Source organism: Bacillus cereus group sp. MYBK222-1 (assembly GCF_051916425.1).
Lineage (GTDB): Bacteria > Bacillota > Bacilli > Bacillales > Bacillaceae_G > Bacillus_A > Bacillus_A paranthracis.
Genome location: NZ_JBQAGP010000001.1, coordinates 508,550 through 533,135, shown reverse-complemented (window position 1 = coordinate 533,135; position 24,586 = coordinate 508,550). Strand labels below are relative to the sequence as shown.

The following is a 24,586-nucleotide window of genomic DNA, read 5'->3' as shown; positions in this document are numbered from 1 at the left end:
TATCCATATTAGCTTTTAAGCTATATTAATTTAGAAGGTGAGTTGGAATTATGACTCTTCACATTTGTGAAGTAACAGAAAAAAATTGGCGTTCGGTAGCTGCTTTAAACGTCGCAAAAGACCAGCAGCAATTTATTGAAAGCAATGCGTTTTCTTTAGCAGAATCATTATATGAGGGAAACGGAACGTCAGTAGGTTTATATGATGGAGAAACACTTGTAGGATATGCAATGTATGGATGGTATTGTGAAAAACGTAAAAGCATATGGTTAGACCGCTTTATGATTGACCAACAATATCAAGGAAAAGGATACGCAAAACGTTTCCTTCGCTTGCTTATTCAATTCTTACAAAATAAATTTGAATGTAAAACAATTTATTTAAGTTTACACCCAGACAACAAACTTGCAATGGGATTATATGAGTCATTTGGCTTCCGTTTAAATGGCGATATTGATGATGAAGGTCCTGTTGTAGGTGTTGTAATGGAGTTACTTTTAGATGAACATACAAACCTGTGAAAACAGGTTTTTTTAGTCCTTCGTTTTTGGCAATCTAGTATTTTTCTACAAAACACTTAGTTAAGTCCAAAAAATAAGCCTGCAATAAACGCAGACTTATTTCACACACTCCTCGAAATGTGCTTGGAACCATTCTTTATTAATATCTTTTCCGATAAAAACAACTTCACTTACTCGATCTTCGCCCTCTTGCCACTCTCTATCATACGAAGCAGCAAATAACGTATGTACGCCTTGGAAAACGATACGTTTATCCACTCCATCAATCGATAAAATTCCTTTGTAGCGATATAAATATTCTCCTAGTTCTTGAACGACAGCTGACATCCACTCATTTAGTTTTTGTAAATCTAACGGACGCTCTTCGCGTAGTACAAACGATTTTACACCTTCTAAATGATTATGCTCTGTATGAGGATAAATTTGTAACGTATCTTTCGTTTTAAACGTTTGAATTTGTAGTAACGATGGAATATCCACATCACAATTAGTCGACTGAATTAACTTTGCAGTCGGGTTTATTCCTTGCAATTCATGTAGGAGATTTTCTTTTTCACTCTCTTCAATTAAATCTAACTTATTCACTAATACAACATCAGCAAATGCAATTTGTTCTTTTGCTTCTAGCCCTTTTTCAAAATGTTTATGTATATGATAACTATCTACTACTGTTACAACACCATTAATTTGGTATGCAGATTGAATAACAGGATCTAAAAAGAATGTTTGAATAATAGGACCTGGATTTGCAAGACCCGTTGTTTCAATTACTAATCCATCAAAGTCCATTTTCCCTTCTGCTTTTACGTCCAGTAATTGTTTTAACGCAACGAGTAAATCCTCACGTACAGTACAGCATAAACAGCCGTTTGTCATTTCCATAATTTCTTCTTCAACATTCATAATCAACTGATTATCAATACCAATTTGCCCGATTTCATTTACGATCACCGCCAATTTCTGACCGTGATTCTCTGATAAAATACGATTTAATAATGTCGTTTTCCCTGAACCAAGAAAACCAGTTAATATTGTTACTGGAATCATTTTGTACCTCTCCTTCTAGCTATATGTTTTTACATTATATCATATAGAAATAATCGTTTTTGTAGCAAAACATATTTATTGTTTGTACGCCCCTCTAACTATATAATAATATGTAGTAAGAAAGCCTTTTCAAAAAATAATCATTCATCAAGGGGGTACTATAATGGAACGAGTTCAAATGACCGAAGCACTCGAATTTTCTCGTATGATTCAAGGTTTTTGGCGTTTAGCAGAATGGAATATGACGAAACAAGAATTACTTTCTTTCATTGAAGATTGTATGGATATGGGAATTACTACTTTTGATCATGCTGATATTTATGGCGGTTATACGTGTGAAGGACTGTTCGGAGAGGCATTACAACTAAAGCCTTCCTTACGTGAAAACATGCAAATCATCACAAAATGTGGAATCGCTCCCCCATCACCGAAATTTCCAGAGCGTTATGTTGCTCACTACAACACTAGTGCAAAACATATTATTCAAAGTGCAGAAGCTTCACTTAAAAATTTACATACAGATTATATTGACGTATTACTTATCCATCGTCCTGATCCTTTCATGGATCCAAATGAAGTGGCAGAAGCGTTCTCACGCTTAAGACAAGAAGGAAAAGTTCGGCATTTCGGTGTATCTAACTTTTTACCTTCCCAATTCAATATGTTAAGTTCATACTTAGATTTCTCGCTTATTACGAACCAAATTGAAGTATCAGCTCTGCAGCTTGAGCATTTTGAAAAGGGAACAATTGATTTATGTCAGGAAAAACGAATCAATCCAATGATTTGGTCACCTCTTGCTGGCGGAGAAATCTTTACTGGTCAATCAGAACGTGCTGTACGTGTACGTGAAACTGTGCAAAAAGTTGCTACTGAGCTAGGTGTTTCTAGTATCGATACGGTTATGTATGCTTGGTTACTTGCACATCCAGCTAAAATGTTGCCAATCATCGGATCTGGTAAATTAGATCGTGTTAAAACAGCCGCTCTTGCTACAAAAGTTAACTTAGACCGTCAACAATGGTTTACAATTTTCGAAAGCTCTAACGGACATCCTGTACCATAATACACAAAAAGAAGAGCCGTTTCTCTACAGCTCTTCTTTTTCATATGTATTTCTAGTCATCGCAAATACACACATATCCCTTAATCCATTTCCATCTACTGCAACACTCGCACTTTCTAAAACACCCTCTAATTTAAAACCTAATTTCTCAGGGATCGCTCTACTTTTCTTATTTAAAGAATCACAACGAATTTCTACGCGGTTTGCTTTCAGTTCAGAAAAAGCATAATCTGTTATGCCTTTCGCAGCCTCGACCATATAGCCCTTTCCACTAAACCTTGAATCAATCCAATATCCGATTTCAAATTGTGGTATATTCCAATTAACGCGATGTAATCCAGCCGATGCAATAAATTCACCTGTTTCTTTCGAAAAAACTAGTAATCTTAAGTCCTCACGCTGTAAAAATTGAATATGTGATTTTCTAATGCTCACTTCTACTTCTTCCTCTGTTTGCTCTTTTTGCGCAAAAACCATCCATGGTTTTAATTCTTTCATAGAAGCTTGAATGGCATCGTATACAACTTTACCATCACCTGGTTTCGGCATTCGAATCAATAACCTTTCAGTATAAAATTCAGAAGGAAAATCGAATAATAATGGATTCACTGTAAACACTCCCTATAATTCTTTTATATATAATAATATCCATCTCAAACTATACAGTAAAGAAATTTCTGAATTTTATACATTTAATTCATTTACATCTACCGCAACACGAACGCCAGATTCAATTGCCCCTTGTATCCATCCGTGATATAACGTTGTATGGTCTCCAGCAAAGAATATTCTTCCCTCTGGTTTGACAATCGCTGGTTGCAACTCTGATTCTTGACCTGCCTGAAATAGAGCAAACCCTCCAAGTGCATATGGATCCAACGTCCAACTTTTTGATATACCAGATAAGAATTCATCATATACTTGACCACCTAATATCGTTGCTAAGTTTTGTAATGTGTAATAAATACGGTCACCCTTTGATAAGCCATCCCATAACAACGCATCATAAGACCATGTATAGCTTCCTAGCATCATAGCTGGTCCCTTCTCTCCAATTCCATAGCTTGGATAATAGGCGTAACGAATTGGCAAATCTGTTATAATTCTGCCACCTAACTGTCCTTGTTCTTCCCAAAATCGACTTTTAAATTGAATTCCTATTTTTGTCGCTGGCATATAATGCAATTCACGAATTGCTTTCCATTTCTCATGAGATATAGAATCAAATGGATCTACTTCTACAAACCGCATTGTCGAAAACGGAATGGTAACAATAACTAAGTCCCCTGTAATACTACTATATTCAAACGTTTCTTCGTTTCGATAGAAAGCTGTCACACCATTATCATGCTGATGTAGCTTCATTAATTTTTGATTATATATAATATCTTCCTCTAATTGTGGTAAAAAAGATTTTGGCAATCTATCATTACCGCCTATTATTTCACAAAATCCGCTCTCCTCTTGCATAATGTATAAAAAACGTAATGTCTCAACGAATGACCTTTCTAAAAAACCTTCTAAATCCAACAAAACGCCAATCATCTCAATTGTTACTGGTGAAAAGTAAGTATTATATTGATAAGGGTGATACTTTAAAAATTGTCCTGTAGAGTATCTGCCAAAATCATTTACTACAACATCCCAATTTTTCTCCGGGTTCTTTTTAATAAAATTTATAATAGGCTGTACCGCTAACAATAATAGCTCCTCAGACGTTTTCCCAACTTCATTCATTTCCACAGGATACTTTAATATACTTGGCTCTTTTTCATATTGTTTTAATGTCGTTTTTCGGCCGTTTACGTAAATAATATCAGTCTCATTCCTATTAATAAAAGGGCTTACCTGTAGCCCAAATTTTCTTATATATGCCATCGTTAATGTATGCGAATACGGAATTCTCATCGCCCCTACATCCAAATATAAACCGGTATCTTCCATTCTAACTGTCTCTATGCGGCCACCTACCCGGTTGTTTGCCTCAAAAATCTTCACTTCATGTCCCGCAGCTTTTAATAAAGATGCCGAAACTAATCCAGCCATGCCAGCCCCTACTACAATAATTTGCTTTGGACTCGTCGTCTTCTTTAATCCTTTATTTATAATTTTTAACGTTTCATCCATCTCCGTGTTATACATTATATCTTTCTGCACAATTCCACCCCTTACTTCATCAAATGGGCATTAGTCGTTTAGTGCATTTTATTCATAAATTTCCATAAACATAACAACAGAGCAAGTTGAATATTCACTGAAAATACATAAGAGATCGCTCTCACATCTCTTCACGCTTCGTATAATATAGCAACAGCAAATAAGGAGTGGTTAAAAATGAAACCAACTTACGACTACAATGCTACAAAAAAGGATTTAGAAGAAAAGAAACAACAGCTATGCAACAAACTTAGTAATATGCATCTATCTAAAAAAGAGCGTGAACAAATAAAACTTGAGATTGATAACTACGAATATATTTTAAATGTAGTCGAAATGAATCATTATGAACGAGGATTTTCACATTAAAAGTGGATATATAATTTATCCACTTTTTATTTTGAGCATTTCATTACGCATTTTTCGTAAGTAAATATATAATAGGATGTACATTAAGATTGAGAGGTATATTCTATGATCAAATTAAGTGTATTAGACCAATCCCCTATTTCAGATGGTAGTACAGCAACCCAAGCTTTTTCACATACAGTTACGCTTGCGCAAGAAGTTGAAAAACTCGGATATACACGCTTTTGGGTATCAGAGCATCACAATTCTGTAAGCCTTGCTGGTTCAAGTCCAGAAATACTTATTTCTCATATTGCAGCAAAAACGGAGCGTATGAGAGTTGGTTCGGGTGGTGTTATGTTACCTCACTATAGCCCGTATAAAGTTGCTGAGAATTTCCGTGTTTTAGAAGCGCTTTATCCAAATCGTATTGACCTTGGTGTCGGCAGAGCACCTGGTGGTATGCCCATTGCAACTCGCGCACTTCAAGAAGGAAAAATGGTCTCACTTGATCAATATCCAGAGCAAATTGCAGATGTTGCAATGTACTTACATGATCAAGTACCAGAAAACCATCATTATGCAAATTTAAAGGCTACTCCTGTAATTCCCACATCTCCTGACATGTGGTTGCTTGGCTCTAGCGGAGAGAGTGCAAAGATTGCCGCACAACAAGGTGCTTCTTTTGCATTCGCACAGTTCATTAACGGATACGGCGGCCCTGAAGTAATGGAAGCTTATCAAGAACAATTCCAGCCTTCCTATTTAGGAGATAAACCAAAATCAATCGTCGCTATTTTTGTTATTTGCGGAGAAACAAATGAAGAGGCGGAAAAAATTGCTTCTAGTTTAGATTTATCAATCTTATTACTAGAACAAGGAAAGCGTACAACTGGCACTCCTTCTATCGAAACTGCTCAAAATTATTCATATAGCACGTATGATTTATTCCGTATAAAAGAAAATCGTCAACGTATGATAGTAGGCGATCCGTCTTCTGTAAAAGAAAAAATCATAAACTTAAGCAAAGCGTACAATACTGAAGAATTTATGATTGTCACTATTACTCATCGATTTGAAGATAAATTGAATTCTTATCGCTTATTGGCAAATGCTTTTAATTTATAATTTTAAAAAGGAGATACATCACATATGATGCATCTCCTTTTCTTACTACTTATTGTTTTCATTCCCTATATATTCAATAGCTTCTTTCAATACCTCTTCAAAGTGAATAGGATAATCATGATTTAAGTTAGGTATAATTTTATACTTATGTTCTATATTCTTATCTCTTAATAATTGTACAAATTGCTGTGTGCATTCGAAACAATCTTCATCTTGATCACCGCAGACTATATATCCCTTTATATGTTTATCCTGTAGTACTCCCAGCAACTCATTCCATTCTTCAACCTCTGGAAGCCACGGTGCCATAAAAATAAACCCATCCACAGCTATATTTTTTTGTAAAATTGTATATAGAGCTACTCTTGCTCCAGCAGAAAAACCGCCAATTATTACATGTTCTACTGTACGGTTCTCTATAAGCTTATCGTAATGCTCTTTTAATTCTTCTTTCCCTCTATGTAAATCATCCCATACAAACCCATCTGAAAACTGGATTTTCGAAGACTGTGGTAAAGCTAACGTATAATTTTGTGCCAAAACAGATTTCCAATATGGTTCTATTATTCCTATATTTTCTTGATCACCGTGCATTGCAATAAATAGTTTTTCTTTTTTCTTACTTTCTATATATTTCACATCTGCTCGTTCTGTTTTCTTTGCTAACTCTTCTCTTTCTTTACATAATTGAACCATTTGATGAAACTCTTCAAATTTATGTAGTGGTTTTAAATCGTCGTCCGAAATTAAATACTCATTTCCATACCAAAAACCCTTTTCTATAATAGCTTCCTTCATTAAATGCAACGCTTCTTCTTCAAGTCCTGCTGCACTCGCTAATGCATATTTAAAATTATATATTTGAGCCTCATTCCCTACTATACCTTTAGCATGCTCCATTATATAAGTGTACGCTTCTAAACTTCCTTTACTTGCATAGCAATGTAACGTTTCATTTAATAATTGAATGTAAGTCATACCATTTTTCATACATCTACTCCCCCGTAACCTGTTATAATATTTATGTCTCAAACCTTTATATCATTCTGTAATCGTTATATAACTCAAGCTAACAATAACTTTATTCTTAAAATGATACTCAATTATTACTCCTCTTTACCCAATAAATTTAGTATAAAGTTTAATAGACTGAAAAATAAATATTTTTACAACCAAAAAAAAGACAACAATATATTTATTGTTGTTCTCAATACATCTACCCACTCTTTTGTTTTTTTCTATCTGGTTTACTTGAAACTAAATAATGTTTTTCTGAAATATATAAGTCTCTTTTTAATATACGATCTAAGTAAGGTCCTAGTTTCATTCCGCATATGAGGCGATCTTCACTACCTTCTACAATTGGAAACATTTCTTTTTCTGTTACATACTGATCTACTGCCTTTTGTACAATATCAATTTCTTTCACTAGGTTTAAGTTTTCTTCTGTATGTTCAAATACCTCAAGCGTTTCCTTCGTAATAAGAAAATGGTTTGTTGGAAATGCAGGTAAATACGGCTTTAACAAATCATAATTCACTGTATAATCATCATTTACTAATACTGTATAAACGATATTAGCATTCTTTTCTAGAAACTTAGCCATCGCTTGTTCCAATTCATCTTTCGTAATTTCACGCTCTTCTTTTCTAGTTTTGAAAAAGCGAAACATCGCATCGCCTCCTTTTTACTATATTATAGCATAAAAGAAAACTGAAAAATCACAAAAAAGTCATTGAAAGAATTTTTCAATGACTTTTTTCTTTATATTCTTATATTTATCCCGCTTTAATGGGCAGTAAGCCCCCACTGATTAAAGTTTCACTTTATTTTAAGAACGCACTTAGCATCCATACATGTTGTTCTAATGTTGTATGAATTGCTAACAACATGTCCGCTGATGTTTCATCTCCAGCTTCACCAGCAACTTCCATGCCTTCTTTTAGTTCTTGAATAAGTGCTGAGTAATCATTTACTAATGTTTGCACCATTTCTTCTGCAGATTCCTTGCTTGTCCCTTCATTCACACTAGATGTTGCAAGATATTCTTTCATTGTCGCTAACGGCTTACCTTCCAATGCTAAAATACGTTCTGCTAATTCATCAATATACGTTCCAGCTTCATTGTAAAACTCTTCAAATTTCTCATGTAATGTAAAGAAGTGTGGTCCTGTCACATACCAGTGATAATTATGTAGTTTCACATATAACACATTCCAGTTTGCTACCTGCTTGTTTAATACTTCAACAACATTTGTTTTCGTACTCATACAATCCACTCCTCTTATCATTTTGTAATGATTATCTTTTCATAACCTAGTTACATGTTACCATACATTTCCTATCCTTTCGAACGATTAGCTTATATGTAACAAAGTTTTAACACCTTTAATATTTCCCTAATATGTATTAATTCATGTATGTTTTCAAACACTTCATACGTCTAATTGTCCAAGCTCATACATATGCATAATAGTAAATCAAGCTCATCGTAGTAGAAAGAGGGATAACATGGACAATCAACAATGGCAAGTAGCAAAGAAAGTCGCTGCTACTTATATTGGAACAGTCGTTGGAGCTGGATTTGCTACTGGACGAGAAATTGTTGAATTTTTTACAGTGAATGGCTTTTATGGAACAATTGGCATATGTATAAGTGGATTTTTTTTTATTTGGCTCGGTACAAAAATGATGTTACTCTCCTCACAAATCGGTGCATTTTCAGCGCAAGAATTTAACAAATATTTATTTGGGGATGTATTTGGAAATGTCGTAAACACATTATTATTACTCGTATTATTTGGTGTAACGAGCGTTATGTTATCAGGAGCTGGGGCGGTATTCGAAGAGCAACTTCGTTTACCAAGACAACTCGGTATTTTCATTACAGTAATCGCCTGTCTCATTATAGGTAGTCGCGGATTACAAGGGGTTTTTGAAGTTAATACACTTGTCGTACCTATTATGATGATTTTCATTATCGGACTTGCTATTACAACGTTTTTTCACGGTACAACTCCTATTAGTAACACTATTCCTGCAGAAAGCTGGAATATGAAGTGGATAACTAGTCCTATTACATATGTCGCCTTAAATCTTTCTCTCGCCCAAAGCGTCCTCGTCCCGTTAGCCAGCGAAGTAAAAGATCGAAAGGCCATTTTATGGGGCGGTATTTTAGGTGGGGCAGGACTTTCTTTAATATTATTATGTAGCCATTTAGCTATCTTATCAGTCGACCAATTTTATCAATATAACATTCCAATGGCTGAAGTCATAAGAAAATTCAATGCCACTTTTCACTTTTTCTTTGTTCTTATCATTTTCGGTGAAGTATTCACAACTTTAGTTGGCAATGTGTTCGGAATGACAAAACAAATGCAATCCATCACTGGCTGGAAAAATAACAATATTATTTTCTTCATTTTACTAATAAGTTATTGCTTTAGTTACGTTGGTTACAGTGAATTACTCCATATTCTATATCCAGTAATCGGGTGGGTTAGCATCATTTTACTTCCGATTATTGCTTTTAAACAACTTCAAAAAACATAAAAAGCATCCATGTTATTGGATGCTTTTTATATATATTTACTCACAATCATCACATACTTCCCAGTACGGCCCCATTTCGAGTGCCAAATATGGCTTTAATTGCAACCGAATCATTCGACTAGGCATACGTTCTAAAACGAATTGAATCCCTTCTTCTTCTTCATCTAATTCAACTTTTGAAATCGCAATTCTTTGCATCGTCGAAATAGGCATTCCCTCTTTATATAAAGTGATTTTCACCTCATCATATTCATTAAAATACAATTCAACACTCATTTGATTTTTCAACATTTCATTAACAATTTCATATTTATCATTTCGTTCCTGGATTATATATTTCCAAGCGCCTCTACCTTCTTCTTTCGGAGCTGCTTGAAATAATGTCATCAAATCCTCGTATAGCATAAGATAACCCCTCTCTTACTAAAAAACGATGAGTATTTTATATACTCTTTATCTCTATCACTATCCATATGTATTGTACCATATATCAACGTTCTAACCGTATTCATTTGCTTCATAAGTATATAAAACACTTTATTCAGTCTTCATTATTATGTGGCTTACTTTATTACTTAATCCTCCTTAAATTTTAAACCTATTCCCAATCATTATTTGCTCACATCAAAAAAGGAGAGTGATTTACATCACTCTCCTTAAAAGAATTTCCCAGTAGCTGCTAACGCTAATACTAGTATTAGAATTGTAAATAATAATGATACTATAAAACTAAAAATAGGTAATGCTTTCTTTTCATTCTTCTTAAAGAGTAACTTTAAACTAAGAAAGATGTTTACTGGTACAAATATAAAATAAAAATATTTAACAATTTGCACTGAACTATTTGAAAGTGTTTTAAAAATAAACACTTCAATGAGAAAAACAATAAAAAATGAAATACTTAACCAAAATGAGACATAACTAAGCCAAGAATGTCTTTTTGTCCCCCAATACACTCCCATACGAATCTCCTTTTATTTGTATTCTATATGATTATAATTATACACAAAGTTAACAAATACCTTTATTTTTCGACAAATATTATACAAAATATATATTTAAACCTCATAAAAGTATTGTGTATTTCTATTTAATTTTACAAAAAAACAGACTACTCCAATAGCATACTGCTATCTTGGAGTAGTCTGTTCTCTATTAAACTTTAAATCTTTCAATTAATACTTGTAACTCTTCAGCCATTTGAGAAAGCGTACCAGCTGCAGAACCAATTTCCTCCATCGAAGCTAATTGTTCTTCCGCTGATGCTGCAACGTTTTGAGTACTCGTCGCATTATTCTGCGCTGTCATTGCAATTTGTCCTACCGAAATAGACACTTCATTTGCACCTTTTGACATCCCGTTAGCCGTTTCAACCATCGTTTTAATTTGATCGGCAATTTCGTTTGTAGATTGTAAAATCTCAGTAAAGTTTTGCTTCGTTTCATTCGCAATTACAAGTCCAGATTGAACTTCTTCATTTACATGCCCCATTGATTTTACCGTCTTACTCATGTCATCTTGTATTTCACTTATTAATTTACTAATTTCACTAGAAGATACGCTAGACTTCTCCGCCAATTTACGTACTTCATCTGCAACGATTGCAAATCCTCTTCCGTGCTCTCCTGCTCTTGCAGCTTCAATTGCCGCATTCAAAGCTAGAAGATTTGTTTGATCTGCAATATTTTGAATGACTTCCAGTATGTCACCAATTTGTTTTGATTTATTATTTAATAACTGTATAACTTCATCTGACTGTGAAACAGATTCTGCAATAGACTGCATTTGATTTACTGTTTTTCCTACTAGTTTTCCACCATCTTCTGCTTTTTCACGAGTATGCGCAGAAGCCGTACTAATTGATGATGAACTATTTGCTACATGTTGAATTCCTTCTGTTACATTAAATAGTAACATTGCACCATTTTCTACACTTGTTGTTTGTGTTGTTGCCCCGCTCGATATTTCATCCATTGCCATTGTAATTTGCTCAGTCGCTTCACTCGCTTGTCTTACACTTGCCGTTAGCTCTTCTGATGCTGCTGCAACATGTCCAGCCGAAGTATTAATTCTTCCGATTAATGTTCGCAATGCATCAGTCATCTCATTAAATCCTTTTGCAAGTTGACCAATTTCATCATTAGAATGAATTTCGATGGTTTGCGTTAGATCTCCCTCACTTATTTCTTTAGAAGTGACAACTAATCTTTTTAATGGCTTCGTTATAGAAAGTGTCACAAAATAAATAAGTGCCCCGCCTATAACTAATGAAATGAACATAACAATTAACATATTATAAAATACAGGCTGCGCAGCTTCAATTACTTCATTTGAGTACATCGTCCCACTGATTTTCCAACCTGTTTTTACATTTGTAGCAAATACCATTTGTTTTTCGCTACCGTCATACATATATGAAAAAGCACCATGATTATCTTCATAAATTTTCTTCGCCCAAGAATCAGATGCTTTTTCTCCTGACTTCTCTTGAGGATGTGCAATTATTTTTTGTTTCCCATCTAAAATGAAAGCATATCCCTTTTTACCAATATTAATTAACTTCGTTGTTTTTAATAAATTATCTAAACTTAAATCTATCGCTACAACACCGTTTTTATCTTCTGCTTGTTTTGCAATCGTTACGACAATATGTCCATTTCCTTTTGCCTTATACGGCTCAGTAATTACAATACCACCTTGTTTTGCCACTGCATCTTTATACCAAGAACGTTCTGTTGGATCATAGTCCGCTGCCATTTGTATATTTGGTTCTTGCACAAATTTCTTATCATTTCCAGCAACGTATACTTGTTCAACATCTTTATTTAAATTAATATATTGAGATAACATCTTCCTTAATTCATCTTGATTTTCCCCTTGATACATATTCCCTTGAATCACTCGCGCAAAATTATTTATATCATTAAATTTTGCCTCAATCATTTGATTGATTAAATTATCTAATATTTTTATATTGTCGTGAGCACTACTCGTAATTTGTGATTCAAAATTCTTTTTAGCTGTTTGATAAGACATGCCTCCGATAATAGAGACCGCCGCAATTAGAATGACGAAAAATGAAATTAGTAGTTTTTTTGCTACTTTCATATCACGAAACCAATTTAATAGTCTACCCATTACAAACCTCCTGCTTTTCAATTTTATAAGATAAATATTGTGAATTATAAATACTTCCCATTCCCTAATTATTATTTTCATAACCTATTATGATGAATACTTTGTAAAGTTTAAACAAATAAATTCTATTTGTCTATATATTTGAATAATATTATTATAAAATTTACAAATGTAAAAAACCAAAGGAATATACCTTTGGTTTTTTACATTTTTTTATGCTGTTTAGAAATCTTTTTCCACTTATCACGCTCTGCTCTTGCAAGAACAGCATCTTGTTTTCTCATAAAATAGGCTAGTTCTCTTTGTAATTTTTTATAGCTTTGCAATCGATTTATCGTAATCATTCCGTTATCAATTGCCTTATGCACTGCACACCCTGGCTCATTTTCATGCTTACAGTCCCTAAAACGGCATGTATTTGCTAGTTCTTCAATATCAGAAAATGTTGTTTGAATCGCATCGCTTCCTTCCCAAAGCTGCAGCTCCCTCATACCCGGAGTATCAATAACTAAACTACCACTCGGTAATCGGAACAATTCACGATGAGTTGTCGTATGCCTTCCTTTACTATCTTCCTCACGAATATCTCCCGTTTTTGCTACTTCAATTCCTATAAGTGCATTTAACAAAGTAGATTTCCCAACCCCTGATGACCCGACTAAAGCAATTGTTTTTCCTGAAGTAACGAATTGCTGCAACGATTCAATACCGGCATGCTCTACACTATCAACGACGAAGATTGGAACACCAATTGCCACAGCTTCCGTTTCAACAATTTTCTGCTCTATGTCCTCACATAAGCTACTCTTTGTTAAAACAATTACAGGCATTGCACCGCTTTCATACGCTAATAGTAAATAACGTTCCATTCTTCTTACATTAAAATCATGATTAAGTGCATTCACTAAAAATAGATAATCTACATTTGCTGCTATTACTTGTTCTTCCGTTCGAGTACCAGCCTCTTGTCTAGAAAAAGAGCTTCTTCTTGGAAAAATACGATGAATAATTGCTTTCTTTTCATTCTCTATTTTCTTTATATACACCCAATCACCAACTGCTGGATAATCTCCCTTCGTTACTGCTTCATGTCGAAACTTTCCAGACAGCTCTGCCATATATTCACCATCATTACAAATAATTCGATATATATGCTTATGCTCAAGTAAAATTCGTCCTACTTCAAAGTTCTCAACAGCTTGTTCCTCAAAAAAAGAATCCCAGCCGAACGATTCTAAAATATTTTGATTCAAATTGATATCCTCCCTAGTTTAAGCTAAGCGGAAGGATCGTGCGCTCCCTTATATAGTCTCGCCCTTTCCATCCACCTTTGTATTTGGTTTATTATTCATATAAGTTATTTTCGCCATAATACATCACCCCGTTCTCATTTTAATTACTCTCATTATATGGAATATTCATTTAAAAAGCTACCTTATTTAACGTAATTTTCAAACATTTTATTTTTCATCATTCTAATTTGCCCACGGTGACTAATCTCATCTTCTAGCACGTGAAACCACAAATAGTACTGGTTATGAGCTACACCGTTAGGCCACTTTCTTTCTGACATAAGCCATTCATCACCTTGTTCACTCAAATACTTCAGTGATTCTTCTCGAACACTTTGTAGAAGCTGTACATAATACTTTATTTCATGACCACGAATCGTTTTCCTCGATTCTCCTAAATAGAGTGCGTCTTTCCATATTTCTAATTCTTCCTTTGTAAAGTCACGCTCTTGAAATGAAATAAGCTGATGTGCTTTTTCAATAGCTGCTATATGCTTTAGTAACGCTCCAATGGAATTCCCTCCACTCGGTATCATTAAATCTAATTGCTCAACCGATAGATCTCTTATTTCAAGGAATGTTACAGCCCTTGTATGCTCCAGCATGCTTACTAATTCCCCTATATTTTTTGTATAACCAGCCACACTTCTTATTCGGTAATCTATATTCATATCACGCACCCTTTTCTGTATTCATATTAAGGAATAACAGCTTCATATAATAGACTGAAATATATCAGATTTTTCTGTTATAATTAAATTGAATACGTAATACCCCCAAACAAACTTTCTCAATATGCTTCTATGAAATATTAAAAGGAATCAATATAAAATAATCGAATCTTATTCACTAAAAGGAGTGGATTCGATGGAAATGTATCAATGGCTAACCGCTATACTCGTTGGTGGCATTACCGGTTTCGTTTCCCATCTAATCAATAACCAAGGTAAGTTATTGCTTCCACGCCGTTTGAAGACTTTTTTTCACTTTGGGTTTTTGACTGATATTTTCACTGGTAGTCTAGCTGCACTTCTTGGACTCGTTTTATTTGATGTCACCTTAATCAAAGAAATTATTAAAGTATCCATTGTGACTGCTATTTCCGGTCAGACTTTTTTACTACATCAAGCTCTTGGTGGCGAACAGGCTAAAAATACGCAAATCGGGAAAGCTGATGAGAAGATTCAAGAAATTGACAAATTATTGCGACGTTAGTCTATACTTTTTTTGAAAATTATTGCTATAATAAACAATAAATATTTTCTATTGCGTCGTTTGTCAGAAGAAAGGGTGTTTCGTATGACAAAAAAGAAAATAGAAGATTTCTTAACAGACACTGAAAAAGAGGAACTGCTAGAAAACTATAAATGTTTACGAGAAGCCCGCACAAAAAGCGAAGCTAACTATTTTGGAGAAGCAGTAAACCATCTATTAAATAAAGCTAAACAACGAATTATTAAAGATGCAGGCATACATGATGAAAATGCAGCAACTGTTCAATCAAAGAGAAAAGCACTGTTTTAGTTCATTAGCTAAAACAGTGCTTTTTATTATGTTATTTTTCACATTACTTTCACAACTATTTCACAATTATAAGTAGTCCTATATGTTATACTCAGTATATCCTTTTCCAAGGAGCTATATGCCGATATATGAATCCCTATCTCTATAGGGATTTTTATTTTTGGGCTTTTTTTATTTGTAAGGACTTTATGACGCAATTCCTGTTTCACTATTTTCAGTAAGCTTTTCACTTTTTCTAAACAGAAATACAGCTATAATATATAATATTGCAGTAAAACTACCTACAAATATAAAATTGTGAGATGCTGCAAATAACATTCCTGCCATTGCCGCTCCAATCATTTGACCAATATACATAGAAGCATTAGCTAGAGCCGCTCCTGTTCCTCTTGCTACGATAGATATGTTTTGTAAGTGCCTCATCATTAATACAAACAAAATTCCTGTCACAAAAAACAAAACAAAAAATAATAACTCCACAATTATAATGTTGTTTACATGAGGAAGTAATGCATATAGAACTGCTGTAAATATAATTCCACCATAGAATGAAAGGTTATAACCAATTTTATTTACGATTCTAGGTCCAAAAATATTACCAGTTAAATTTCCTAATCCTAATACGAGCATAGCTGTTCCTATTTCATGAATTTGCAAGCCAAATTGAATAGACAGCCACACACCGAAGAATGAAAATGCAGCAAAATTACCAGTTTGAAAAACAAAATATGCAAAAAAAGAAAGTGAAACCTTAGAATCTGAAAGTAATTGTTTATAACGCCTTAAGATATTTGTTTTATTTCCATTTATATAACCCGGTTGTATTTCTGGTAATACTGCATAAATAAGAATAACAAGTAGTGCTGATAATATACCAATGATGAAGAATGGTGTTGTATAGTGTATCATTGCTAAATATGATCCAACTGGCAGTCCTAAAATTTGAGAGAGTGACAATCCTGCTGTTGCAATCCCAATTGCCTTTACAATTTGTTCCTTCTCTATAAGGAGCGGAATAGATGCCCACACTTGTGGAGATACAAAGGCTGCACTTACACCTGCTAAAAATCTCAATATTAACATCCATAGAAAACTCGGTGCAATTCCACATAAAAACGTACTTAACGCAAAAAAACTCATCCCTATTACCATCACTTTTTTTCTGTTTAAACTATCTGATATAGGACCAGCGATAAGTGCAAATGCAGCATATCCCAAAGCATATGAACTCACCATCCACCCTGACAACTCAGTTGAAATATGATACACCTGTTGTAATGTGGGTAAAAGTGGTGAAATTAAGAAAGTATCTGTACCGATCATAAACATGATTGTAAAGAATACAGCTAGTACTCTTTTCATTTAAATCTTCTCCTTTTATATAAAAAGAGGGAATTATCCCTCCTTTCAACTAATCTTCTAAAATAGATTCAATCTCTTTCATGACATTTTCATTCAATGAAACTTCCACCGCTCTTACACTTTCTCTTATTTGCTCCGCTCGTTTCCCACCAGGAATAACAGTATCAATTCCTTTTTGGTTTAATAACCACGCTAAAGCTAAATGCGATAATTCGAGATCCTTTTCTTTAGCTATGTCTTTTAACTTTTCAACTTTCTTAAAGTTGCTCTTATATGTATTCTCTTCAAATAGATTTACACTTTGACGCCAATCTCCTTTATTCAATTTGAAATCTTCTGTATATTTACCACCTAGTATCCCAAAAGCAAGAGGCCCGTAAGGAATAAATGAAATACCTGATTCTATACAATATGGCAAAAGTTCTTGCCCAGCAGTACGATCTAACATATTATACGGTGATTGTACAACATCTATGTGCCCATACTGATTTGCTTCTTTTAATTGCTCTACGTTTACGTTAGATATTCCAATTGAACGAATTTTCCCTTCTTCTTTTAGGCGAGTAAGTTCTCCAATTGAATCTATGTAACTTGTTTCTGGGTTTGTAAAATGTAAATAATATAAATCAATATAATCAGTTTGTAATCTTCTTAAGCTATTTTCTACAGCTTTTCTTAAATAGCTCGGTTCATTATTCATATAAACCTCTCCATTTAATAACGGTTGTATTCCACCTTTGGTAGCAAGTACAGCTTCGTGGCGTTTTCCCTTCAATGCTTCCCCTACCAATTCTTCTGATCTGCCGAAACCGTATGAATCTGCTGTATCAATAAAGGTAATCCCTTGCCCCATAGCTTCTTCTATTAATCGTTTTCCTTCTTCCTCATTCACATCAGCATATAAATTATGTCCCCCTACAGCGTTTGTTCCTAACCCCAACTTTGAAATATTTAGTCCTGCCTTTTGCAATTTTGTATACTTCATTTTTTTCTCCCCCTATATTTCTATTGTTCGAATATATTCGAACAATAGAAATATACCATTTTATATGTTATAGTGCAAATATATTACTTACACGAGCAGGTGAAAAAATGCGTACTCTCTATCATCCAAATCGAGAAGAAATTCAATTTTCTTCTATTTTATATGCACTTAGTGATCAAATTCGTTTACAAATTGTAACTATGCTACTAGAGAAAAATGAACAATCTTGTGGTGCGTTAAATATTCCAATTGCGAAATCAACTTTATCTCACCATTTCAAAGTTTTACGTGAATCTGGTGTTATGTATACACGCCTTGAAGGCACACAACGTTTCATTTCAATTCGTGAAGATGACTTAAATGCTAGATTCCCCGGTTTATTAGATGTCATAATACATGCAACAGAACCATACTAAAACAACATCTCATAGGAATATGAGATGTTGTTTAGTTTTTTCTATTTTTTTAATACTGTGAAGCTTTATTCATTGAGGCTTTTGTTCTTCACTATAACTACCAAACCCCTTCCTAAATTAAAGTTTGAATAAAACGTTTGAACGCTGATATCCCTTCTTCATCTCGTTTAAAAACACCAGCATCTTCAAGCGCCTGAATAAATTTCCGTCCCAATTCTTCTCTCATAATCTCCTGTATATTTTGTTCATTCATCCTATTTTCATATTTGGTTTTTAATTGTTCTGCCCATCGTATATGAGGTGCTGGAATATCATTTGGAATATTAAGTAAGAATTTCCCCACTTCCTGAAGTTCTGTTTTTAAACGAGCAGGAAGTACAGCTAGCCCCATTACTTCAATCAGACCGATATTTTCCTTTTTAATATGTTGTATTTCCGCATGAGGGTGGAAAATACCCAATGGATGTTCCTCACTTGTATAATTGTTCCGTAAAACTAGATCCAATTCGTACATATTATTCCGGTAACGAGCAATAGGAGTAATCGTATTATGCGGAACATCATTCGTAAATGCAAATAAATTAACAGAAGGATCACTATATCCCTTCCAACTCTCTAATATGTACTCCCCTGCATTTACTATTTGTTCTATGTCGTTACTTCTTAAGCGAATAACTGACATAGGCCATTTAATAATCGAACATTGCATTTTTGGAAAGTTAGTTAGTTCAAAAATTATGTCGTTCGATGCATTTGCCATAGCAAATTCATAGTTTCCACCTTGATAGTGATCATGTGTTAGAATAGATCCTCCTACAATTGGCAAATCTGCATTGGAACCGAGGAAATAATGCGGGAATTTTTCTACAAATTTTAATAAACGTAAAAATGTTTGACGATCAATCTTCATTTCCCGGTGGTCTGATGACAATACAATACAGTGTTCATTGAAGTATATATACGGAGAATACTGTAGAAACCAGCTTTCATCTGTAATGTTCATTCGAATCATACGATGACTCGATCGTGCAGGATGTCCAATTCTGCCCCTATATCCTTCATTCTCTATACAGAGTAAACATTTTGGATAATTTGTATTTTCCAATACTCTTTCTTTAGCAATTTGTTTAGGGTCTTTTTCTGGTTTTGATAAATTAATTGTTATATCAATGGCACCGTATTCCGTATTTACTTTATAATTTATATTTTTGGCAATTTGCTTCATTTGGATATAGTTGCTGTTTTTACTTAATTCATAGAAGTAATCTGTCGCAGCCTTCGGATTTTGTTCGTATTTTTCATAAAATAGAGTATTGATAACGGACGGTTTGGACATAAAAACATCCATAATTGCACTTGCTAAAATCTCCTTCTCATCCAGTACTTCCTCAATGACTTTATGCATACAAGCATATTCTATTAACTCTTCCAACAACTCCGAATTTGCTTTCTTTGCAGGCCCAGGAGCTGGTGCTTCCACTACAAAGTCATCTAAACGAAGTAAGGAAAGGATTTTATTCCTTGTATATATTGCATCTTCTTGTTCAATCAATTGAATTTTGATAGCACGATCAATTAACTGCTGGATAGCTTGATATATCATCATCATTTACCTCCTCTAGTCTCATAGCGTTTTAGGTTGTTACGATGCAAGTTCTATGTACCTTTTATCATTTTATAAACGGACGTATGGGATAACCACCATTCGAATATACGTTTTGCTTTCTCCGAAGAAGCTATTAGCATACTAGAATCGCCCGTTTAGCAAGCTATTTTGTTACATTATACGTACGTAAAAACACTTCTACAATCAACATCTTGTCGTATTTTTTAGACATCTTGCTTTTCATTTTTAACATCTCACTAAAAACATAAAAAAGTACATGTTTTGAAGAACGATTTCCGACGATTCAATGAACACAATGTGGCCTACCTCCACCGAGATAGACCTTTCATCCACAATATTACACTAGCAATAAAATAACCCTAGCTTTATAAACCAGGATTATTTGTTATTTATCTTATTTTCAACATTACAAAAAACAATATTTCTAAAAAACATAGCAATATCTCACTTGTGTAAGCATTTCACAAAAAGTAATCTATGGGTACAGATAGATACTGGAAACTACTTCTGGTTTTAATAGATTCTCAACTACTATACAAGCTTCACATTCTATCAAAATATTAAGTTTAAAAGATCATAAAGTAATCTATACCTGTGAAAAACCATCCATATCAAAATTGCCAAAATGGAAACGAGGGGGTACATATGAAAAAATCGAAAAGGAAATTCAAGAGGAAGATTGCAACACTTGTAACAAGTTGTGTCGTAGGTTCTACTTGTTTTACAAATGGTTCCCTAATCCAAGCCGAAGGAACCACGGATACTAAACAAGCTGAAAATCAAATCATTTCTCAAAGCCCAAATGCGGTTATTTCATCTAATCAAATGAATGTTCTCGTTGATGTGAATTTTCCAAGAGTCATTCAATACGATTTAAAATCCGGAAATGGAGCAGGAAAGACTTTTTACGGACAAACTGAGACCTTAAATACAATCCTTATAAATGATGTAGCAGTAAAACCAAAAGTAAAAACAAAAGTTTCCTCCGAGAAAGTTGTATATGAGATGACGGTAATAGATACTCCCAACAATATCTCTGCGGTTATTACTGCTGAGTTGGCTGTTAAAGAGAATATATTAGAATTCAATATTACAAAGATCGTCGACAACAAAATCGTAAAAACTATCGAAATTCCAAATCATAATTTAATTTCTGTAAATAACAGTCAAAAAAACGCAGTGCTAGATGGCGTACAGATGTCAACAAATACACGTATTAATGGTGATAGACAGGTAAAGGTTGATGAAAGTTTAATTACGAAAGATGAAGAGCAAAAAGGATATATGTATGCCTTTCTTTCTACTGATGAATTAAGTGCAAGTATATGGTCGAATACAGAGAATAGTTTAGCAAAAAAATTGGCTCCAGATTCTTATGCTGCAAAGACCGATGCTCAAAGAATTACGGCAACTGCTACGACTAATAGTACAGGAAAAAAAACACTTGGTCTAAGTAGTACCTTCTGGACGTATCAAAAGTCAGAAGGACATCGTAAAGAAGATGGCACTCTAGAGCTAAAGGATGGAACAGTTAATAAGGTTGATGAAATGCCGTCCGTGAAAGTAATCATTACTGCTGATGCTAATGATGATAAAAAGATAAACTGGCAAGACGGAGCAATTGCTTATAGAAAAATTATGAACGAACCTCTAGGGGCAGAAAAGGTTCCAGACTTAGTTGGTTACCGTGTTAATATGAACTTTGGCAGTCAAGCCCAAAATCCTTTCTTAATGGCTTTAGACGGAGTAAAAAAGTTTTATTTAAATACTGATGGACTAGGACAATCTATTCTACTAAAAGGTTATGGTAGTGAAGGACATGATTCTGGTCATTTAAATTATGCTGATATTGGAACCCGAATTGGCGGTGCAAAGGACATGAAAGCATTGCTAACAAAGGGGAAAGAATATGGGGCGTCTTTTGGTGTTCATGTGAATGCAAGTGAAACATATCCAGAGTCAAAATATTTCCAAGAAGATCGTTTATTAAAAAATCCAGATGGAACTTATAAATATGGTTGGAACTGGATTGACCAAGGAATAAACATTAACGCTGATTATGATTTAAGAAATGGTAGAGCACAACGATTCAAAGATTTATATGATGCTCTTGGTGGTAAGAAAAATGATTTAGATTTTATTTATGTAGATGTTTGGGGTAATGGACAGTCAGGTGATAATAGCACATGGCCGAGCCGTCAATTAAGTAAAGAAATAAACAGTTTAGGTTGGCGCTTAGGTAGTGAGTGGGGATATGCAAATGAGTATGATTCTACATTCCAACACTGGGCAGCCGATTTAACTTATGGCGGGTATACGCTAAAAGGCATTAATAGTACAATCACCCGTTTCATTAAAAACCATCAAAAAGATGCATGGATTGGTAACTATCCTAAGTATGGAGGCGATGCAGATGCTCCATTATTAGGTGGATACAGTATGAAAGACTTTGAAGGTTGGCAAGGTAGGAGTGACTACAAAGCGTATATTGATAATTTATTTGCGGTAAATATTCCAACCAAATTCATTCAACATTATAAAGTCACACAGTGGGAAAATGGTAAAGCAGTTGAAATGAAAGATGATAAGCAACAACCTTACAACTGGGTACCAGGTATGAAGACAGTATTAAAGGATGAATCTAGTGAAAATACACTTACAATTGAAAGAAAATCAAATAATTTTGCAAATGATCAAGATGGCTATCGAACAAGAACTATGATATTAAATGGTAAACGAATATTTGAAGGTAAACCTGGTGACGAAAAATATTTATTTCCATGGTCTTGGGATCAAAATGGTAAAAAATTATCAGCAGAGAATGAAAAATTATATCACTGGAACACAAACGGTGGAAAAACAACGTGGACTGTCCCTACTGGTTGGCAAGGTACCGTTAAAGTGTATGAGTTAACAGAATTAGGTAAAGAGAAAATGAAAAATGTTAAAATTGAAAATGGAAAAATCACATTAGATGCAAAAAAATCTACTCCATATGTAATTTATAAAGGGCCAAAGTCCAATAAAGATGTTAAATGGAGTGAAGGAATGCACCTTATAGATACTGGATTTAATAGCAATTCCCTAAAAGATTGGAAAATTAAAGGAGACTCAAAAGCTGTTAAGATCACGAAGAGTGAAGGTAATAATAATATGCTAACAATCTCCAATAATAAAAAGAAAGTACATGTAACTCAAAAATTAACAGACCTAAAACCTAATACAAGGTATGCTGCATATGTGGGTATAGACAACCGAAGTGAAGCACAAGCAAGCTTAACAATTACTTCTAACGACAAAGAGTACACAAATAGTACTGGTAAATCTATTGCTAAAAACTATGTAAGAGCATACGCACATAATACACTAGGCTCTGAGCAAGCAAAAGCTGATGGTCAAATGACTTCAACTGTGGATGGAACAAGTTACTTTCAAAATATGTATGTGTTTTTTGAAACTGGCAATAAAACACCAGATGTAACCATCGATTTATCTAGAGATAGTGGAAATGGCGCAAGTTACTTTGATGATATTCGCATCGTGGAAAGTAATGCCGAAAACCAAGTAAGCGATCATAAATTCGTACAAGACTTTGAAAACGTAGTACAAGGCATCTATCCGTTTGTAATTGGTAATATTGAAGGCGTAGAAGATAATAGAACACACCTGTCTGAATTACATGCACCATATACACAAAGAGGTTGGAACCAAAAAATAGTAAATGATGTTATCGCAGGTAAATGGTCACTTAAAACGAATGGATTAACAGAAGGTGATGCTCTTGTGTACCAAACGATCCCTCAAAACTTCACATTTAAACCAGAAGTAACCTATAAAATTACTTTTGATTATGAAGCAGGTAGTGATGGAACGTATTCAGTGGTGACAGGTAATGCTCCATTTGAAGAAAAAGGAGTATTAACGAAGGAGGAATTAAAATCGACCGCGAGTAGTGATAAGAATGCAAGAGCTGGCACATATTCCTTTACTTTAACAGGAGATAAATCCGGGCAAAGCTGGTTTGGCATTTATTCCACTAATAAAGCAGCTAATACTAATGGTGTGAAAGGCTCACAAGCTAACTTTAACGGTTATAAAGATATTATGATTGATAATCTAGTTATTGAAGTAGTGCCAAATAAAGTGAAACTTTAATCAATGGGGGTTTTCTTCATCCCCCACTTAACTTCTTGCTTTCGCTGCATTTTGAGGTGGGGGTCTTACTGCCCATTAAAGCGGGATAAATAGAATCAGTTGCTTTAAATTGAAAGAGGTTGTCTCAAAGGATCCTTAAAATTGATCTTTTGGTGACAACTTCTTTTTATACTCTACAAACCTAAGAGAATCCTTCCTTTCTGCCCGTAATTTCGTTGTGGTGACATACTTATATGAAAAAGAGGTTAACCTTTATAGCTATTCAGCT

Annotated in this window: 23 protein-coding genes; 9 read left to right on the top strand and 14 right to left on the bottom strand. The window is 34.1% G+C overall.

Annotated elements, in window-relative coordinates:
- Positions 1-50 precede the first annotated feature (50 nt).
- Positions 51-521, top strand: a complete 471-nt coding sequence (locus ACTFR9_RS02705; protein ID WP_000172420.1) for a GNAT family N-acetyltransferase — start codon at positions 51-53, stop codon at positions 519-521.
- Between the two features lie 96 nt (positions 522-617).
- Here ACTFR9_RS02705 and ACTFR9_RS02700 read toward each other — a convergent pair whose 3' ends face one another.
- Positions 618-1,568, bottom strand: coding sequence for a CobW family GTP-binding protein (locus ACTFR9_RS02700; RefSeq protein ID WP_000613439.1), 951 nt, complete (start codon positions 1,566-1,568; stop codon positions 618-620).
- Between the two features lie 163 nt (positions 1,569-1,731).
- On the opposite strand from ACTFR9_RS02700, the gene ACTFR9_RS02695 reads away from it, so the two are divergent.
- Positions 1,732-2,634 (top strand): aldo/keto reductase, encoded by a 903-nt coding sequence (locus tag ACTFR9_RS02695; protein ID WP_000442825.1) that lies wholly within the window; start codon positions 1,732-1,734, stop codon positions 2,632-2,634.
- 24 nt (positions 2,635-2,658) lie between these two features.
- On the opposite strand, the gene ACTFR9_RS02690 is transcribed toward ACTFR9_RS02695, so the two are convergent.
- On the bottom strand, positions 2,659-3,243 hold the full coding sequence (locus ACTFR9_RS02690; protein ID WP_061184784.1) for a GNAT family N-acetyltransferase: 585 nt from the start codon (positions 3,241-3,243) through the stop codon (positions 2,659-2,661).
- 75 nt (positions 3,244-3,318) lie between these two features.
- On the bottom strand, positions 3,319-4,791 hold the full coding sequence (locus ACTFR9_RS02685; RefSeq protein ID WP_001168144.1) for a flavin monoamine oxidase family protein: 1,473 nt from the start codon (positions 4,789-4,791) through the stop codon (positions 3,319-3,321).
- Positions 4,792-4,968: 177 nt separating this feature from the next.
- On the opposite strand from ACTFR9_RS02685, the gene ACTFR9_RS02680 reads away from it, so the two are divergent.
- Positions 4,969-5,160 carry a DUF3896 domain-containing protein gene (locus ACTFR9_RS02680; RefSeq protein WP_440048939.1) on the top strand — a complete coding sequence of 64 codons (192 nt, stop codon included), beginning with the start codon at positions 4,969-4,971 and terminating at the stop codon, positions 5,158-5,160.
- A gap of 105 nt (positions 5,161-5,265) precedes the next feature.
- Positions 5,266-6,267 carry an LLM class flavin-dependent oxidoreductase gene (locus ACTFR9_RS02675; RefSeq protein WP_000594065.1) on the top strand — a complete coding sequence of 334 codons (1,002 nt, stop codon included), beginning with the start codon at positions 5,266-5,268 and terminating at the stop codon, positions 6,265-6,267.
- Positions 6,268-6,312: 45 nt separating this feature from the next.
- On the opposite strand, the gene ACTFR9_RS02670 is transcribed toward ACTFR9_RS02675, so the two are convergent.
- From ACTFR9_RS02670 to ACTFR9_RS02660, 3 genes are all read right to left on the bottom strand, one after another.
- A complete protein-coding gene (locus ACTFR9_RS02670) occupies positions 6,313-7,257 on the bottom strand; it encodes an alpha/beta hydrolase (RefSeq protein WP_046197609.1) in 945 nt (314 codons plus the stop codon).
- A 226-nt stretch (positions 7,258-7,483) separates the two neighbouring features.
- The gene (locus ACTFR9_RS02665; RefSeq protein ID WP_000488196.1) at positions 7,484-7,939 is read right to left on the bottom strand and encodes a DUF3939 domain-containing protein; all 456 of its coding nucleotides are present in this window, start codon (positions 7,937-7,939) and stop codon (positions 7,484-7,486) included.
- 154 nt (positions 7,940-8,093) lie between these two features.
- The gene (locus ACTFR9_RS02660; protein ID WP_000105198.1) at positions 8,094-8,537 is read right to left on the bottom strand and encodes a Dps family protein; all 444 of its coding nucleotides are present in this window, start codon (positions 8,535-8,537) and stop codon (positions 8,094-8,096) included.
- Between the two features lie 241 nt (positions 8,538-8,778).
- Between ACTFR9_RS02660 and ACTFR9_RS02655 the strand changes: the two genes are divergently transcribed.
- Positions 8,779-9,819, top strand: coding sequence for a YkvI family membrane protein (locus tag ACTFR9_RS02655; RefSeq protein ID WP_001990330.1), 1,041 nt, complete (start codon positions 8,779-8,781; stop codon positions 9,817-9,819).
- A 36-nt stretch (positions 9,820-9,855) separates the two neighbouring features.
- Here the strand turns inward: ACTFR9_RS02655 and ACTFR9_RS02650 are convergent, their stop codons facing one another.
- From ACTFR9_RS02650 to ACTFR9_RS02630, 5 genes are all read right to left on the bottom strand, one after another.
- A complete protein-coding gene (locus tag ACTFR9_RS02650; protein WP_000965080.1) occupies positions 9,856-10,224 on the bottom strand; it encodes a DUF3979 family protein in 369 nt (122 codons plus the stop codon).
- 251 nt (positions 10,225-10,475) lie between these two features.
- Positions 10,476-10,781: a hypothetical protein gene (locus ACTFR9_RS02645; RefSeq protein ID WP_000539566.1), complete on the bottom strand. Its 306-nt coding sequence runs from the start codon at positions 10,779-10,781 to the stop codon at positions 10,476-10,478.
- Positions 10,782-10,974: 193 nt separating this feature from the next.
- Positions 10,975-12,957 (bottom strand): HAMP domain-containing methyl-accepting chemotaxis protein, encoded by a 1,983-nt coding sequence (locus ACTFR9_RS02640; protein WP_000533111.1) that lies wholly within the window; start codon positions 12,955-12,957, stop codon positions 10,975-10,977.
- 203 nt (positions 12,958-13,160) lie between these two features.
- Positions 13,161-14,210: a ribosome small subunit-dependent GTPase A gene (rsgA, locus tag ACTFR9_RS02635; protein WP_229136390.1), complete on the bottom strand. Its 1,050-nt coding sequence runs from the start codon at positions 14,208-14,210 to the stop codon at positions 13,161-13,163.
- 182 nt (positions 14,211-14,392) lie between these two features.
- Positions 14,393-14,920 carry a DinB family protein gene (locus ACTFR9_RS02630; RefSeq protein WP_001018091.1) on the bottom strand — a complete coding sequence of 176 codons (528 nt, stop codon included), beginning with the start codon at positions 14,918-14,920 and terminating at the stop codon, positions 14,393-14,395.
- A 196-nt stretch (positions 14,921-15,116) separates the two neighbouring features.
- Between ACTFR9_RS02630 and ACTFR9_RS02625 the strand changes: the two genes are divergently transcribed.
- Together ACTFR9_RS02625 and ACTFR9_RS02620 are read left to right on the top strand one after the other, a co-directional pair.
- The gene (locus tag ACTFR9_RS02625) at positions 15,117-15,464 is read left to right on the top strand and encodes a DUF4257 domain-containing protein (protein WP_000426313.1); all 348 of its coding nucleotides are present in this window, start codon (positions 15,117-15,119) and stop codon (positions 15,462-15,464) included.
- A gap of 84 nt (positions 15,465-15,548) precedes the next feature.
- A complete protein-coding gene (locus tag ACTFR9_RS02620; RefSeq protein ID WP_000162601.1) occupies positions 15,549-15,773 on the top strand; it encodes a hypothetical protein in 225 nt (74 codons plus the stop codon).
- Positions 15,774-15,959: 186 nt separating this feature from the next.
- Here ACTFR9_RS02620 and ACTFR9_RS02615 read toward each other — a convergent pair whose 3' ends face one another.
- Positions 15,960-17,135, bottom strand: coding sequence for an MFS transporter (locus tag ACTFR9_RS02615; RefSeq protein ID WP_000832291.1), 1,176 nt, complete (start codon positions 17,133-17,135; stop codon positions 15,960-15,962).
- A 49-nt stretch (positions 17,136-17,184) separates the two neighbouring features.
- On the bottom strand, positions 17,185-18,120 hold the full coding sequence (locus ACTFR9_RS02610) for an aldo/keto reductase (protein ID WP_229136391.1): 936 nt from the start codon (positions 18,118-18,120) through the stop codon (positions 17,185-17,187).
- Positions 18,121-18,227: 107 nt separating this feature from the next.
- On the opposite strand from ACTFR9_RS02610, the gene ACTFR9_RS02605 reads away from it, so the two are divergent.
- The gene (locus ACTFR9_RS02605) at positions 18,228-18,536 is read left to right on the top strand and encodes an ArsR/SmtB family transcription factor (protein WP_001259894.1); all 309 of its coding nucleotides are present in this window, start codon (positions 18,228-18,230) and stop codon (positions 18,534-18,536) included.
- Positions 18,537-18,648: 112 nt separating this feature from the next.
- Here ACTFR9_RS02605 and galT read toward each other — a convergent pair whose 3' ends face one another.
- Positions 18,649-20,139 (bottom strand): UDP-glucose--hexose-1-phosphate uridylyltransferase, encoded by a 1,491-nt coding sequence (galT, locus tag ACTFR9_RS02600; protein WP_229136432.1) that lies wholly within the window; start codon positions 20,137-20,139, stop codon positions 18,649-18,651.
- A 669-nt stretch (positions 20,140-20,808) separates the two neighbouring features.
- On the opposite strand from galT, the gene ACTFR9_RS02595 reads away from it, so the two are divergent.
- Positions 20,809-24,318 (top strand): endo-alpha-N-acetylgalactosaminidase family protein, encoded by a 3,510-nt coding sequence (locus ACTFR9_RS02595; protein ID WP_229136392.1) that lies wholly within the window; start codon positions 20,809-20,811, stop codon positions 24,316-24,318.
- The last annotated feature ends 268 nt before the right edge of the window (positions 24,319-24,586 follow it).